Below are 15257 nucleotides of genomic sequence, written 5' to 3'. Positions count from 1 at the left end.
ACGACCTGCTCGGTGGGGTGAGAGCGCCCGTCGTGAGATCAAACAAAACGGCCGCGCTCCGATTGGAGGCGCGGCCGCTGTGTTGGCGCGACGCGAGGGTCAGGCCGCCGGCTGAACGTTGCGCAGGCGGATGTGCAGTTCGCGCAGTTGCTTCTCGTCGACCGGGCTTGGGGCCTGCGTCAGCAGGCACTGGGCACGTTGGGTCTTGGGGAAGGCAATCACGTCGCGGATCGAATCAGTTCCAGCCAGCAGCATCACGACGCGGTCCAGGCCGAAGGCCAGGCCGCCGTGCGGCGGGGCGCCATAACGCAGTGCGTCTAGCAGGAAGCCGAACTTGAGTTCCGCCTCGTCCTTCGACAGGCCAATGGCCGAGAAAACCTTCGACTGAACATCTTCGCGGTGGATACGGACCGACCCGCCGCCTACCTCATAGCCGTTCAACGCGAGGTCATAGGCCTTCGCGAGGCACTTGCCCGGATCGGTGGCGAGCAGATCCACATGCTCGTCCTTCGGTGAGGTGAAGGGGTGGTGGCAGGCGTTCCAGCGCTTCTCGTCTTCGTCATATTCGAACATCGGGAAGTCGACAACCCACACCGGCGCCCAGGCGCGGCCGTCAACATGACCCTTTTCGTGGCCGATCTTGATACGCAGTGCACCCAGTGCATCCGAAACGATCTTTGCCTTGTCTGCGCCGAAGAAGATCAGGTCGCCAGACTGCGCTCCGGTGCGTTCTAGGATCGTGCGCAGCGCCTGTTCATGGATGTTCTTGACGATCGGGCTCTGCAGGCCGGTCTCGTTGGGTTGCGTGACATCGTTGACCTTGATGTATGCAAGACCCTTGGCGCCGTAGATCTTCACGAACTCGGTGTAGCCGTCGATTTCGCCCCGCGACAGTGCGGCGCCGCCCGGGATACGCAGTGCGGTGACGCGGCAGGTCGGGTCGGCCGCGGCGTGAGCGAAAACCTTGAAGGCGACGTCCTGCAGCGCGTCGGCCACGTCGACGAGTTCCAGCGTCACGCGCAGATCCGGCTTGTCCGAGCCGTACTTCGCCATCGCATCGGCGTAGCTGATGCGCGGGAAGGGGTTGGGTAGGTCGATGCCGGCGGCTTCCTTGAACACCGTGCGGAACATCTCTTCCATGATCGCGGTGATCTCGGTCTCAGTCAGGAACGAGGTTTCGATATCGACCTGGGTGAATTCCGGCTGGCGGTCGGCGCGCAGATCCTCGTCGCGGAAGCACTTGGTCAGCTGGTAGTAACGGTCGAAGCCGGCGACCATCAGCATCTGCTTGAAGAGCTGCGGTGACTGTGGCAGCGCGAAGAACTGGCCGTCATGCACGCGGCTCGGCACCAGGTAGTCGCGCGCGCCTTCCGGCGTGCTCTTGGTGAGCATCGGCGTTTCGATGTCGATGAAGCCTTGCTCGTCGAGGAAGCGGCGGAAGGCACGCGCGGTGCGGTAGCGCAGCTGCATGATCTTTTGCATGTAGGGGCGGCGCAGATCCATCACGCGGTGCGTCAGACGCACGGTTTCCGACAGGTTGTCGTCGTCGAGCTGGAACGGCGGCGTCACCGACGGGTTCAGCACTTCCAGTTCGTGGCAAAGCACTTCGACTTCACCCGACACCAGGTTGGCGTTGGTCGTGCCCTCTGGGCGGCGGCGAACTTTGCCGACAACCTTGAGGCAGAACTCGTTGCGGACCGATTCGGCGATCGCAAAGGTGTCGGCGCGGTCGGGGTCGCACACGACTTGCACGAGGCCTTCGCGGTCGCGCAGGTCGATGAAGATCACGCCGCCGTGGTCGCGACGACGATGGGCCCAGCCCGTAAGGGTTACGACTTGGTCAAGATGGGCGGCGCTGACGAGGCCGCTGTAACAGGTACGCATGGAAAACTCCGGAGTGCTTTATTTGTTCTTTTGCTGCCATGAAGCGCGCGGCAGCAGGCATTCTGATTCGGGCGCGGTGGCGTCGGGTTGACGCTCAGGGCTGAATGCGAGCCAGGCATTCAACCCGGCCGATTTCGCCGACGATTGGGCCGGCGGGTCATTGGACTGGGCTTATGGCCGGCGACCCATTGTCCTGAACAGTCAGATCGCGTCAACGCTTGTGCCCGCCGTGGTGGCCACCAGGCGTTACGACGCCCATCGAGATGATGTACTTGAGCGCTTCGTCGACCGTCATGTCGAGTTCAACAACTGCTTCCTTGTGCATCATCAGGAAGAAGCCCGATGTCGGATTCGGCGTGGTTGGCACGTAAACGCTGACATGTTCACCCGGCAAGTGAGCCGCGACTTCTCTACCTGGCGCCCCGGTCAGGAACGCGATGGTCCAACTGCCCTCACGTGGGTACTGCACCAGCAGCGCCTTGCGAAAGGCTTGGCCGTTTGGTGCGAACAGTGTGTCCGAGACCTGCTTGACACTGGAGTAGATCGACTTGACGACGGGGATGCGCGCAAGGAGGCCTTCCCAGAAGCCGAGAATGCGTTGGCCAAAGTAGTTGGCTACGACGACGCCGGTCAGCACAACGACCAGCAGCGTAAGCAGGGCGCCCAGTCCGGGTATGGCGAACCCGAGAAAACGCTCCGGGCGCCACGCTGCCGGCAGCAGCAGCAGGGACTGATCAAGCGTCCCGACGATCAGGTGGAGGACCCAGACCGTGATCGTCAGCGGCACCCAAATCAGCAACCCGGCAATCAGATACTTCTTGAACGGCATCAGTGACAGGCGCAGTTTCCACCGCAACCGGCGGCTTTGGGTGTATCCGTGCTGGCCGTCTCGGCCGGCTTCGCGCTGGTGCTGCCACCCTTGAAATCGGTTGCGTACCAACCCGAGCCCTTCAGCTGAAAGCCGGCTGCCGTCAGCGCTTTGCCGAACGCTTCATGTCCACAGGACGGGCAGGTCGTCAGTGGCGCATCTGAAACCTTTTGCAGAACGTCCTTCTGGAAACCGCAGTCCGCGCAGCGGTATTCGTAGATCGGCATGGCTAAGCTCCTGAAAATCAAGCCCAAAATTCTAGCGCATCGCAGCATTGATTGCTTGCGACTGTGCTGTAGGGAATGTCTGGGCGCAGGCCTGGTTTGACAAGAGCTCAAACGAACGGGATCTGCACCATGCAGACCCCGCCGGATGAACCTCGCTCAAATTTGAGCGAGGTAACTTCGGGTCAGGTTTGGTCCCCAGTACAGCGCGACGATACCCGCGCTGGCAAGGTAGGGGCCGAACGGAATCGGCTGGCTACGGCCGTGCCGAGCGAACACGATCAACGCGATGCCAACAATGGCGCCAATCGCTGAAGACGCCAAAATGACCAACGGCAGTTGTTGCCACCCAACAAAAGCGCCGATTGCAGCTAGCAGTTTGAAATCACCGTAGCCCATCCCCTCTTTGCCGGTGACGAGCTTGAACAGCCAATACACCGACCAAAGGGCGAGATAGCCTGCCGCCGCGCCAATTACCGCCGCTTCCAGCGGAACATAGTTTCCGCCAAGGTTCAGCAAAAGGCCCAACCACAGCAAAGGGAGCGTGATCGAGTCGGGCAAGAGCTGCGTATCGAGATCGATGAAGGTCAGCGCAATCATCGCCCAACCGAATGCCATCGCCCCCAACGCGGCAAGACTATAGCTGAATTGCCACGCAGCAAGCGCCGCCGAGAGCCCACCGAGGATCTCTACGATTGGATACCTTATCCCGATTGGCGCCCGGCAATGCGCGCAGCGCCCCCGCAAAACTAGGTAGCTCAGCAGGGGGACGTTCTGCCAATTTGCGATCGGCGTGCCGCAATGAGGGCAGCGCGAGCGAGGTTTTGCGATTGAATAAGGCTCATGCGCGGGCGGTGGCTCCCCCCGCAGTTCAGCTGCTTGTGCGTGCCACTCCGACTCCATCATTTTTGGAAGCCGGTGAATGACGACGTTTAAGAAGCTACCGACGCAAAGCCCAAGAATGGCGGCGCACGCTAAGAGCAGTGCGTGCTGTGATTGAAGTTCTTCCATGTTTATGGCGCCGGAGCCACCAAGGGTTCCGGAGCTACCGCTCGCTAGACGACTGAACCAAGCTTGAATATTGGCAGGTACATCGCAACGACGATGCCGCCGACGACGGTACCCAGAAACACGATAATCAACGGTTCCAGCAGTTGCGACAAAGCGTCAACAGCGTCATCAACCTCCCGCTCAAAGAAATCAGCGACTTTTCCGAGCATTGAATCAAGCTGGCCGGACTCTTCCCCGATCGATACCATCTGAATCACCATTGTTGGAAAAACGTTGGTGTTCTGCATCGAAACGGTAAGGCTGGTACCCGTGGATACCTCGTTCTGGATTTGCCTTGTGGCGAGTTCATAAACGCGGTTACCGGCAGCCCCTCCCACCGAATCCAGGGCCTCGACCAATGGAACACCCGCGGCGAACATCGTAGATAGTGTTCGGGTCCATCGTGCGACGGTCGCTTTTCGAATAATGTCCCCGATTACAGGGACTTGGAGTATTAAGCGGTCCATTGAGAACTGCATTTGCGGGGAGCGCTTGTAGGCGAATGAGAGTCCAATAATCGTTCCTGCAATTGAGCCGAAAACGATATACCAATAGGCAATGAAGAAATCCGACATGCCCATGATCAGAAGCGTTGGTGCTGGCAGCTCTGCTCCGAAGCTCGTGAATACCGCTTTGAACTGTGGAATGACGAACAGCATCATTACCGCCACAACACCAAAGGCGACTGCTACAACGGAAATCGGATAAAACAACGCGCCTTTGATCTTGCTCTTGATCGCGAGAATCTTCTCTTTGTACGTCGCCAGTCGATCCAGAAGTGCATCTAGTGCGCCAGATTGCTCACCCGCAGCGACCAGGTTCGCGTAGAGCGAATCAAAGTAGACCGGGCGTTTACGGAATGCGTTTGCAAGGCCTGCGCCGGTTTCGATGTCGGCGCGGATCTCATTCAGCAGGCGGGCCAATGCTGGATTCGATGCGCCCTTGATTGCGATATCAAACGTCTGCAGCAACGGCACGCCGGATCGGAGCATCGTGGCAAGCTGCCGGGTAAACAGCGCGACGTCCTTGTCGGTCACCTTGCCGCCCTTGGAGAAAGAGCGTTTTTTTACCTTGGCATTGCTGATGCCTTGGCGACGCAGGTTTGCTTGAACAATCGAGGCGCTACCGGCGCGCGTTTCGCCGCGAACGATGCGCCCGTTCTTGTCCTTGCCTTCCCAGATAAACACGCCCTCTTCAGAGCCCTTTGGCTTGCGGAGTGTCTTAGCTGCTGTCGCCATCTGCTTGCCCTGTTCTTAGTCGTTGGTACTTGCCAGTACTTCGGCAAGCGATGTCACGCCTTGCTTTGCCTTGAGCAGACCTGACTGCCGCAGGTCCCTGATACCCTGGCGCTGAGCCTCGGCGGCGATATCGATAGAGTTGCCGTTTGTCATAATTATATGCGCGATCTCGTCGCCAACGGGCATGACTTGGTAGATGCCGACGCGGCCCTTGTAGCCAGAACCCTTGCAGCGGTCGCATCCAACCGGACCAAAGAGTTCGAACGGTTCGCTCAGGTCTTCGTCGGTGAAGCCGGCCTGCAGCAGCGCTTCGATCGGGACTTCAATTGGCTTCTTGCAAGAACACAGCCGTCGGGCGAGCCGCTGGGCGGTGATCATAATCACGCTGGATGCGATATTGAACGGCGCGACACCCATGTTCTTGAGGCGCTCCAGGGTCGTCGGCGCATCGTTAGTATGCAGCGTGGACAGCACGAGGTGGCCCGTCTGTGCTGCCTTGATCGAAATCTCGGCCGTATCGATGTCGCGGATTTCGCCGACCATGATCACGTCCGGATCCTGACGCAGGAAGGACTTCAACGCGGCGGAAAAAGTAAGACCCGCCTTGTCGTTGACGTTGACCTGGTTGATGCCGGGCAGATTGATTTCTGCAGGGTCTTCTGCCGTTGAGATGTTTACCCCTGGCTTGTTGAGGATGTTCAGGCATGTGTAGAGCGACACCGTCTTGCCGGAGCCCGTTGGTCCGGTAACAAGAACCATGCCGTAGGGGCGTTCAACGGCGTCCATCAAGGCTTTGCGCTGATCCGGTTCATAGCCCAGCGCATCAATGCCGAGCATCGCGGAACTTGGATCGAGAATACGCATGACGATCTTCTCGCCATGCAGACAGGGTAGGGTGCTGACACGAAAGTCGATGGCTTTCGTCGCCGACAGTTTCAGCTTCATGCGCCCGTCTTGCGGGACGCGCTTCTCTGAAATGTCCAGACGCGAGATCACTTTGATGCGCGCGGCGATCTTCTCGCGCAACGCGAGGGGTGGCTGCGAAACCTCCCGCAGAATGCCATCCGTTCGGAACCGGATGCGGTAGTACTTCTCGTAGGGCTCGAAGTGAATATCCGAGGCGCCTTCGTTGATTGCGTCGACCAAAATCTTCTGAATGAACTTGACCACAGGGGCGTCATCAACGTCAGCGCTTTGCCCTGTGTCCGTCTCGCCTCCGCCCTCGGCGTCGGCCATCTCGCCAAGTTCTTCATCTATGTTGCTGGTTAGGTTCGACAGCGCGTCGTTCGTGCTTTCGCCCAGTTTCTGCGAGAGCTTCAGAAGCTTGTCAATCTCGACGATGATTGCGTCGACCGCGAGCCCTGTCTGGAAACGGATTTCGTCGAGTGCTCGGAGGTTCGTGGGGTCCGCAATAGCGACCGTGAGTTTGTTGTTGCGCTTCGCGAGTGGAACGACCGAATGTTGGCCAATCAACTTGCGATCGATCGCTTCGCGCGGGATCTGGTTTTCTTCGAACGCGCCGATGTCCAGCATCGGGAAACCAAAGGTCTCTGCACAGAATCGAGCTAGATCGCGAGCACTGATCACGCCGCGCTGCGCCAGCTCCGCAGCGTAAGGCAGCTTTGACGTGCGGGCGTGTTCCGCGATTTCGGCAGCCTGAGCTTCCGTCAGGCGACCGTGCTGCACCAGGGCTCGGGCGAGACCGCTCAGTGCGATTTGCTGGGGATTTGCAACCATGAAACAGCTGTCTCGACAAGGGATAGCGATCGGTGCGCGATCATGCGCTAGCGCTTACACCTTGTAAAGCCGCGTCCCGCCGGGCTGCGCAGCGATTTCATGTGATTGGGCTGTGCGACGAGCGTTCATGGTGCGGAGCCGCCAACGTCGCCCGAAATGGCGTGACGACGGTGCAGAGCGAGTACTTACGGCCGACCGAGAACGACCTCAAGGACGAAGCGGGTGCCCACGTAGGCAAGCAAGAGGCAGGTGAAGCCTGCGAGTGTGAGGCGCAGGGCGCGGCGGCCACGCCATCCCCAAAGTACTCGTCCCGCGAGCAATACGCCGAAGAGTAGCCATGCGGCGATCGCGAACACGGTCTTGTGGGACAGAGAGATTGCCTTGCCGAACAGCGCTTCCGAAAAGAAGACGCCTGAGCCGACCGTGAGCGTCAGCAGTACGAATCCGACGCCGACCAACTTGAAGAGCAGGCTTTCCAGCGTCATCAAAGGTGGTAGTGACGCCAGAGCGCGGGTCAAACGCGCGCTGTGGAGTTGCTTCTCGGCGGCAGCCATCAAAAGCGCGTGGAGCGCCGCGAGCGTAAATAGGCTGTATGCGAGCATCGCGACCACGAAATGCATGCGGAAGGCGAGCGTGCTTGCATTGGGTAGCGCATGTTCACTTGGGAATACCGTGGGCAGCAGCACTGCGATGGCAGCCACCGGCATGGCCAAGGCCTGCAGCCCTTCCACTCGGGCGAAAAAACTCTCGATCCAGTAAAACACCAGCGCCAGCCAGAGTGTCATCGACAAGGCGGCCGAGAAGCCGAATCGCGGCGCGCTGCCGTCCACGATGTCAAGCCCGAGCGAGGCGGCGTGCAGCAACAGTGCGCCGAGCAATGCTGCGCGCGCCCAGAATTGCTGGCGAGAGGTCGTTTCACCCTGCAGCCTGCGGTAGGCAATGGCCAGGCCGATGTAGATCGAGGCGGCGGGCAGATGAAGTAGAATCGCAGGCATCTTTGCAGTTTACCTGAACGGCCGTGCGCTCAGCATGGCCGAGATTGCTCCCGGATCATGCTCGATAATTTGACTCAACGTCTCGCCAAGGTCGTCAAGACCATGCGCGGGCAAGCCCGCTTGACCGAAGACAACATTTCCGAGATGTTGCGCGAGGTTCGCCTTGCATTGCTTGAGGCCGACGTGGCGCTGCCGGTAGTGAAGGACTTCATCGCCAAAGTGCGCGAGAAGGCTGTCGGTCAGGACGTGATCGGTTCGCTTACGCCGGGCCAGGCGCTCGTCGGTGTCGTGCATCGGGAGCTGACCGAATTGATGGGCGGCGCACAGGCCACGCTGAACCTTGCGACGCAGCCGCCGGCAATTGTGCTGATGGCAGGCCTGCAGGGTGCCGGCAAGACGACGACAGTCGGCAAGCTCGCGAAAATGCTGCGCGAGAAGCAGAAGAAGAAGGTGTTGACCGTCTCGTGTGACGTCTATCGACCCGCGGCAATCGATCAGCTGCAGGCAGTATCGCAACAGGCGGGTGCCGAGTTCTTCCCGTCATCGGTGGCGCAAAAACCGATCGACATTGCCAACGCGGCAATCGACCATGCGCGCAGGCATTACTTCGACGTGTTGCTCGTCGATACCGCCGGCCGCCTCGCGATCGACGAAGCGATGATGGAGGAAATCAAGGCTCTGTACGCCGCGGTTAAACCCATTGAAACGCTGTTCGTGGTTGATGCGATGCTTGGCCAGGACGCGGTCAATACCGCGCGGGCTTTCAACGATGCGCTGCCGTTGACAGGTGTCGTGTTGACCAAGCTCGACGGCGATGCACGCGGCGGCGCCGCTTTGTCGGTGCGTCATGTGACGGGGAAGCCGATCAAGTTCACCGGCGTCGGCGAAAAACTTACCGGGCTGGACGAGTTTTACCCGGACCGGATGGCCAGCCGCATCCTAGGCATGGGCGACATCCTGTCGTTGGTCGAAGAAGCGCGTCAGAACGTCGACGAAGAGCAGGCCCGGGCCTTCGCGCAGAAGCTCAAGACCGGCAAGGGCTTCGATCTCAACGATTTCAAGAACCAGATCTCCCAGATGCGCAAGATGGGTGGCCTATCTTCGTTGATGGACAAGATGCCGGCGCAGTTTGCGCAGGCGGCTTCGCAGCTGCAGGGCGGGGTTGAAGAAAAGGCGATTCGGCGTATCGAAGGCATCATCAACTCAATGACGCCCGCCGAGCGCGCCAAGCCGGAGCTGATCAAGGCCAGCCGTAAGCGCCGCATCGCAACGGGTGCAGGTGTTCAGGTGCAGGAGGTCAATCGCCTGCTGAACCAATTCGAGCAGACGCAGAAGGTGATGAAGCAGCTATCGAAGGGCGGCATGGGCAAGCTCATGCGCTCGATGAAGGGCATGCTGCCCGGCATGATGCGTTAGTCCAGCCCAAAGATCGGGCCGCCCGTCGGCAGCCTTGGCTGCGACGGGCGGCCCTTTGCGTTTACGGCGTGATGGCCGCCGCCGCGTCACGCGGACCGACGAAACGGGAAACCGTCGATCGGTGGTTTGCGTCCCGCGATCAGGTCCGCGAGCGCCGCGCCCGAACCGCAGGCCAGTGTCCACCCCAAGGTGCCGTGCCCGGTGTTGAGCCACAGGCCCTTGGTGCGTGTTGCGCCGATCAGCGGCAGATTGTTCGGTGTTGCGGGGCGCAAGCCATTCCAGATTTCGCCAGCCTCAAGATCCGTTGCGCCGGGGAAGTGTTCATCGGCCCAGCGCAGCAAGGCTGCCGTGCGCGCCGGGTTGGGGGCGTTGTCAAAACCGTTCAGTTCGGCCGTTCCTGCAACGCGCAGGCGGTTGCCAAGGCGCGAGCAGACGATGCGGCGGGTTTCGTCCGTCAGACTGACATGCGGTGCGGCCTCGGGATCCAGAATCGGTAGCGTGACCGAGTAGCCCTTGACCGGATAGATCGGCAGACGCTCACCCAGCGGCGCGAGCAACTCGCCACTCCATGGGCCTGCGCACACAACGGCTGCATCGGCAGACAGCGCGCCGGTACGGCCTTCACTATCGACGACCTCGACGGTCGCAAAGGCCTCGTTCACCGTCCCGATCGCCGTTGCAGCGGTGGAGTAGAGGAAGCGGACCCCCGAGGCGGCAAGCCGATGGGACAGTCGTTCTGCGAACAAATGCGCGTCGCCGGACTCATCGTCCTGCCCGTGCAAACCGCCAAGCAGTCGCTGGCGGCAGCTCGCCAGTGCGGGCTCCAGATCAATGCACTCCTGCACGCTGACGACCCGAGCATGCAGACCGCAACGGGTCAGCTCCTTTGCCCGTGCTGGCGCGCGACGAAACTCGCCCGCATCGAAGAACAAGTGCAGCACGCCGCGGCGTTCTGCGTCGTAGTCCAGTTCGACGGCGCTGCGCATCACCTTCAGACATTCGAGGCTGTGCGCGGCGAGATGTGCAATCGCTTCGGTATTGCGCCGGGTACGGCCGGGCGTGCATTCGCGCAGGAAGGACAAACCCCAGCGCCAGCGCGCCCACTCGGCGGGCATGCGGAACAGCAGCGGGGCGTCTTCGCGACCCAGCCAGCGCAAGATTTGCCCCGGTGCGCGGGGGTTTGCCCAAGGCTCCGGGTGGCTGACTGAAACCTGCCCACCGTTTGCGAAACTCGTTTCGAGGGCTGCGCCTTCGCGCCTTTCAACGACGGTGACGTCGTGGCCGTCACGGGCGAGGTACCACGCGCTGACGACGCCTTCAAGGCCGGCGCCGATGATGACTATTTTCATGTGACCGATCGTTCTACGCCGGTTGCCCATCCCTGTCCCGACCGTAATTGTACCCGCCACGCGCCAGGTGTGCCGTCGTGCCGCCCGGCATAGGTGTTGCCTCTAATGTCAGCGGCCGGATTCGGCGCCGATAATTGCAGTGCACAAACGCTATGGCGTATCGACATGCTTGTGTCGAAAAGGTGCAACTGGATCGGGGGGTCTGGTTGTGGCCGATGCCGGCGTGCTGTGCGCACGAACCTAGGGGGGATTCATGCGTCGTGTCACGCTCACGCAGTACTTGATCGAACAGCAGCGCGAGCATCAACAGATTCCGGTGAATCTGCGGCTGCAAATCGAGGTTGTTGCCCGCGCCGTCAAGGCGATCAGCGTCAATGTTGGAAAGGGGGCTATCGCCGGCGTGCTCGGTGAAGCGGGTACCGACAACATTCAAGGCGAGGCGCAGAAGCAGCTCGACGTCGTCGCGAACGAGATTCTGCTGCTATCCAACGAATGGGGTGGGCATCTGGCCGCAATGGCATCCGAAGAGATGCCGCTGCCGTATCCGATTCCCAATCGCTATCCGAAGGGTGAATACCTGCTGCTCTTCGATCCGCTTGATGGTTCGTCCAACATCGACGTGAATATCTCGGTGGGCACCATTTTCTCCGTCTTGCGTTGCCCGGAGGGTGCAGAGGCGGACGAAAACGCGTTCTTGCAGCCGGGCACCCAGCAAGTTGCGGCGGGTTATGCGTTGTACGGTCCGCAGACCTTGCTGGTGTTGACGGTTGGTGCAGGCGTGGTCGGCTTTACGCTGGACCGCGAGTTTGGTGCCTGGGTGCTGACCAACCCCGACATGCGCATTCCCGAAGAGACGCGCGAGTATGCAATCAACGCCTCAAATGCGCGGTTCTGGGATCCGGCAATCCAGCGCTACATCGATGAGCTCGTGGCGGGCAAGGAAGGGCCGCGTGGCAAGGATTTCAACATGCGCTGGGTCGCGTCGATGGTTGCGGACGTCCATCGCCTGCTTACCCGAGGCGGCATCTTCATGTATCCGCGCGACAAGCGCGACCCCAGCAAGCCGGGGCGTTTGCGCCTGATGTACGAGGCCAACCCGATGTCCATGATCGTGGAGCAGGCAGGCGGGGCCGCATCAACCGGTCATCAACGAATTCTTGATGTGCAGCCGGACCACCTGCATCAGCGGGTGCCGGTGGTGCTTGGGTCTCGTCACGAAGTGGAGCGCGTCGTTCGCTATTACGCGGAGGCGTGAATCCGAGGGCTGTGTCCTTCTGGTGCGGCGCGGATAGAATCCCGCCGTGCCTGCATCCATCCACTTTCTGCCGCAAATTGCTCTATCAGCCTGCTTGTTGCTGCGCTGTTTTGCCATTGCCATCGTAACTGGGCTTTGCGTCACCTCCGCCGACGCGGCTGCACTGAAGCTTGTTGCGCCCGACAGTGTGCGGTCGCTGATCCTGAAGCATGTCTCGGCCTTTGATGCCAAACGCGCCGATACCGCTGAGGATGAGGCGGCAGAACAGATATCCGACGAGGCCGACACCCTCGCGCGGATTCGACGCGCACGTAAAGAGATTCCCGGTTTGCTTGAAACCGAGGGGTATTTCTCGCCACACATTGAAGTGGAGCAGATGTCTGGCGGCCGGGCGGTGGTTCATGTATCCACCGGACGACGAACCTCGGTGCGCGAAGTGGAGATTCGTTTCAAGGGCGAGCTGGGAGCCGACACGGAGGAGCTCCGTGCGCGCCGGGCGGTACTGATTGACGCCTGGGCCTTGCCGAAGGATCAACCTTTCACGCAGGCCGGCTGGGCGGCAGCCAAGGGCAAGTTGCTCAATGATGTATCGAGCCGTGACTTTGCCGCAGCGAAGATCGCCGAGTCCGCGGTCGATGTGGATCCGGAGCGGGCGGCCGCGCGGCTTCTCGTTGTAGTCGATTCGGGGCCGGCTTTCCGCCTCGGCGCGATCGATTTGCAGGGCTTGTCCTTGTACGACCGAGATCTTGTCGAGCGCTACAACGTGTTGCGCGAAGGCGAGCCGTTCGACTACGAGCGCCTGGTCGCATTGCAGAACGCCTTGCAGAGCACGCCCTACTTTTCTGGCGCGATCGTCGAGATTGATCGCGACCCGGCACTCGCCGACGCTACGCCGGTGCGAATCGCGATCACCGAGGCGGAGCCACGACGCTTCGGCGTTGGTGTCGGTTTCAGCAGCAACACCGGTGCGCGCTCCGAACTCAACTATCGCGACGCCAACCTCTTCGGGCGCGCGCTCGAGCTCAACAGCTCGCTTCGGGTTGAGGAAAAGCGCCAGTCCGCATTTGCCGACGTCTTCTTGCCGCAGACGCATTCCGGTTTTCGTGATGCCGCGGGCATCACATGGCTGAACGAAGACATCCAGAATCTCGTCACTCAGCGTTTCTCTGTCGGTGTGCAGCGGATGCGCTCCCTCCAGCGCACTACCGTCCGCGTCAGCGTGAACTATCAGCGTGAGATTACCCGCCCGGAGGGGGCCGAGGAACAGGTCAGTACAGCGCTGACGCTCAACTATGGCGCAGACGTTCGTTCGGTCGACAACCCGGCCGATCCGCGCCGTGGCTTCAGCGCCGGTTTCCAGATCGGCGGTGGCGCGCGCGCTGTATTGTCCGACCAGAACTTCCTGCGGCTATACGGCCGCGCGCAGTATTTCCGGCCCGTGGCGGAATCCGGGACGCTGATCCTGCGTGGCGAAGGGGGCTACACCGTCGCGCCTGCGCGCCAAGGTATTCCGCAAGACTTCCTGTTCCGCACAGGGGGGTCGCAATCGGTACGCGGGTACGACTATCAGAGTCTGGGGGTGGCAGAGGGCGCTGCCGTCGTCGGTGGCCGGACCTTGATGGTGCTCAGCTCGGAGTATGTCTACTGGGTCAGCGGGCCGTGGGGCGTAGCGAGCTTTGTGGATGCGGGCGATGCGAAAGACACCTGGCAGGACATGCGCCTAAAACTCGGCTACGGCATCGGTGGGCGCTGGCGTAGCCCGGCCGGCCCGCTTGGCTTGGATGTCGCCTACGGCCAGGAAGACAAGAAGTTCCGCCTGCATTTCACGCTTGCGGTTGCGTTTTGAGTGCGACTCACCCCGCGGATTCCGCTGACGAGCACGCGGGCGCCACACCGGATCGTCGCGAGATACTGACGTTTGTTGTGTTCGAGCAACAATTTCTGGCGTACCGGGCTGCCAAAGCGGGCTTTTGCCTTGCCGCCAAAATGCTGCACCCGCAACATCCTCCCATCTCTCTCATTGAGAGGCAGGAAGGACGACGGCTTCGGGGGTTTCCGCCGGCGTCGCATCTTCAGACTAAGAGGAGAATCGCATGCAAAAGAAACTGATCGCTGTGGCCATCGCCGGCCTGGCTGCCGCCCCGGCATTCGCCGTCGATACCAGCGTGACGCTGTACGGCTTGGTGGACGCAGGCTATTCGTGGCGCGGTGACAACTACGATTCCACCAAGGGCAACCGTCAAGGTTTCGACAGCGGCCAGCTGAACGGCTCGCGCCTCGGTGTTCGTGGTGTTGAAGAAATCACCCCCGGCCTCAAGGGCAAGTTCCAGATTGAAGCAGGTGTGAAGGCCGATACCGGCGGCAGCAACCAGGGTGGTCTGGCCTGGGGCCGTCAGAGCTGGGTTGGCTTGGATTTCGGTGCAGCTGAAGTGCGCTTCGGTCGCCAGTACACCCCGCAATTTAATATGTACGCTGGCTACATCGACCCGTTCGGTCTGGGTGGCGTCGCTGAGACGAACAACGTGTTCACGCACATCGTTGCTCGTGCCGACAACGCTGCTTACCTCACGACGCCGTTCTTCGGTGACGTGTTCGGTGTCGAAGCGATGTACACGAAGTCGCTGTCGGGCGACGAAACGATTGAGAACGCGGGCAACCGTCGCTACTACTCGATCGCCCCGAAGCTGAAGCTGGGCAAGAATGTCTTCATCATGGCCAACTACAGCGACGCCAAGGTTAAGGGCGCGTCGGCCTCGATCCAGTCGTTTGATATCGGTGGCGCGGTGGACTTCGGTGCTGCCAAGGTCACTGCGGCCTACTCGCAGCCGAAGGATGGCACCAAGCTGGATGCCAACGGCAACAAGACCAAGTACAACCGTTTCTTCGTTGGCGCTACCGTGCCGATGGGCAACTTCGCGCTGCTTGCGTCCTACACCTACTCGAAGGACAAGAACGATCTGAACGAGAAAGCTCAACAGGGCGGTCTTGGCGGCACGTACAACCTGTCGCCGCGCACCACGCTGTACGGTGTCTACGGTCAGATCAACACCAGCGATGAAGTCAAGGGCGGCTATGAAGTGGCGGACGCCACCAACAGCGGCTTTGGCTATCGCAAGGGTGCTCAGTTCGGTGTTCGTCACACGTTCTGATTCGTACGTTTCGTAGCAAACAAGAAGGGCGCCCTCGGGCGCCCTTCTTGTTTTTGAGCCACCACCGTAAGCGCGTGCGCCGGGGGGTGATC

Annotated in this window: 12 protein-coding genes; 4 read left to right on the top strand and 8 right to left on the bottom strand. The window is 60.8% G+C overall.

Annotated features, from left to right (window positions below; translation table 11 throughout):
• Positions 1 to 99: 99 nt before the first annotated feature.
• The 7 genes from aspS to ACE3P0_RS13915 form a co-directional block, all read right to left on the bottom strand.
• Positions 100 to 1884, bottom strand: a complete 1785-nt coding sequence (gene aspS / locus ACE3P0_RS13945; RefSeq protein WP_374403283.1) for an aspartate--tRNA ligase — start codon at positions 1882 to 1884, stop codon at positions 100 to 102.
• A gap of 211 nt (positions 1885 to 2095) precedes the next feature.
• Positions 2096 to 2713: a DUF502 domain-containing protein gene (locus ACE3P0_RS13940; RefSeq protein ID WP_374403281.1), complete on the bottom strand. Its 618-nt coding sequence runs from the start codon at positions 2711 to 2713 to the stop codon at positions 2096 to 2098.
• Positions 2713 to 2979 carry an FmdB family zinc ribbon protein gene (locus tag ACE3P0_RS13935; protein WP_374403279.1) on the bottom strand — a complete coding sequence of 89 codons (267 nt, stop codon included), beginning with the start codon at positions 2977 to 2979 and terminating at the stop codon, positions 2713 to 2715. Before ACE3P0_RS13935 ends, ACE3P0_RS13940 begins: the two co-directional genes overlap by 1 nt.
• Before the next feature lie 156 nt (positions 2980 to 3135).
• On the bottom strand, positions 3136 to 3987 hold the full coding sequence (locus ACE3P0_RS13930) for an A24 family peptidase (protein WP_374403278.1): 852 nt from the start codon (positions 3985 to 3987) through the stop codon (positions 3136 to 3138).
• A 44-nt stretch (positions 3988 to 4031) separates the two neighbouring features.
• Complete coding sequence (locus ACE3P0_RS13925; protein ID WP_374403277.1) at positions 4032 to 5264, bottom strand: type II secretion system F family protein; 1233 nt, start codon at positions 5262 to 5264, stop codon at positions 4032 to 4034.
• Positions 5265 to 5279: 15 nt separating this feature from the next.
• Positions 5280 to 7001, bottom strand: a complete 1722-nt coding sequence (gene pilB, locus ACE3P0_RS13920; protein ID WP_374403276.1) for a type IV-A pilus assembly ATPase PilB — start codon at positions 6999 to 7001, stop codon at positions 5280 to 5282.
• A 185-nt stretch (positions 7002 to 7186) separates the two neighbouring features.
• Entirely contained in the window at positions 7187 to 7879 is a 693-nt protein-coding gene (locus ACE3P0_RS13915; RefSeq protein WP_374403275.1) for an inner membrane protein YpjD, read from the bottom strand.
• 174 nt (positions 7880 to 8053) lie between these two features.
• Between ACE3P0_RS13915 and ffh the strand changes: the two genes are divergently transcribed.
• A complete protein-coding gene (gene ffh, locus ACE3P0_RS13910) occupies positions 8054 to 9412 on the top strand; it encodes a signal recognition particle protein (protein ID WP_374403274.1) in 1359 nt (452 codons plus the stop codon).
• An 86-nt stretch (positions 9413 to 9498) separates the two neighbouring features.
• Here the strand turns inward: ffh and ACE3P0_RS13905 are convergent, their stop codons facing one another.
• Positions 9499 to 10761: a D-amino acid dehydrogenase gene (locus tag ACE3P0_RS13905; protein WP_374403273.1), complete on the bottom strand. Its 1263-nt coding sequence runs from the start codon at positions 10759 to 10761 to the stop codon at positions 9499 to 9501.
• Positions 10762 to 11014: 253 nt separating this feature from the next.
• On the opposite strand from ACE3P0_RS13905, the gene ACE3P0_RS13900 reads away from it, so the two are divergent.
• From ACE3P0_RS13900 to ACE3P0_RS13890, 3 genes are all read left to right on the top strand, one after another.
• The gene (locus ACE3P0_RS13900; RefSeq protein WP_374403272.1) at positions 11015 to 12016 is read left to right on the top strand and encodes a class 1 fructose-bisphosphatase; all 1002 of its coding nucleotides are present in this window, start codon (positions 11015 to 11017) and stop codon (positions 12014 to 12016) included.
• 97 nt (positions 12017 to 12113) lie between these two features.
• Positions 12114 to 13862: an autotransporter assembly complex family protein gene (locus ACE3P0_RS13895; RefSeq protein ID WP_374403271.1), complete on the top strand. Its 1749-nt coding sequence runs from the start codon at positions 12114 to 12116 to the stop codon at positions 13860 to 13862.
• Positions 13863 to 14109: 247 nt separating this feature from the next.
• On the top strand, positions 14110 to 15165 hold the full coding sequence (locus ACE3P0_RS13890; RefSeq protein WP_374403270.1) for a porin: 1056 nt from the start codon (positions 14110 to 14112) through the stop codon (positions 15163 to 15165).
• The last annotated feature ends 92 nt before the right edge of the window (positions 15166 to 15257 follow it).

Source organism: Niveibacterium sp. (assembly GCF_041909475.1).
GTDB lineage: Bacteria > Pseudomonadota > Gammaproteobacteria > Burkholderiales > Rhodocyclaceae > Niveibacterium.
This window is presented reverse-complemented; position numbering and strand designations above follow the sequence as displayed.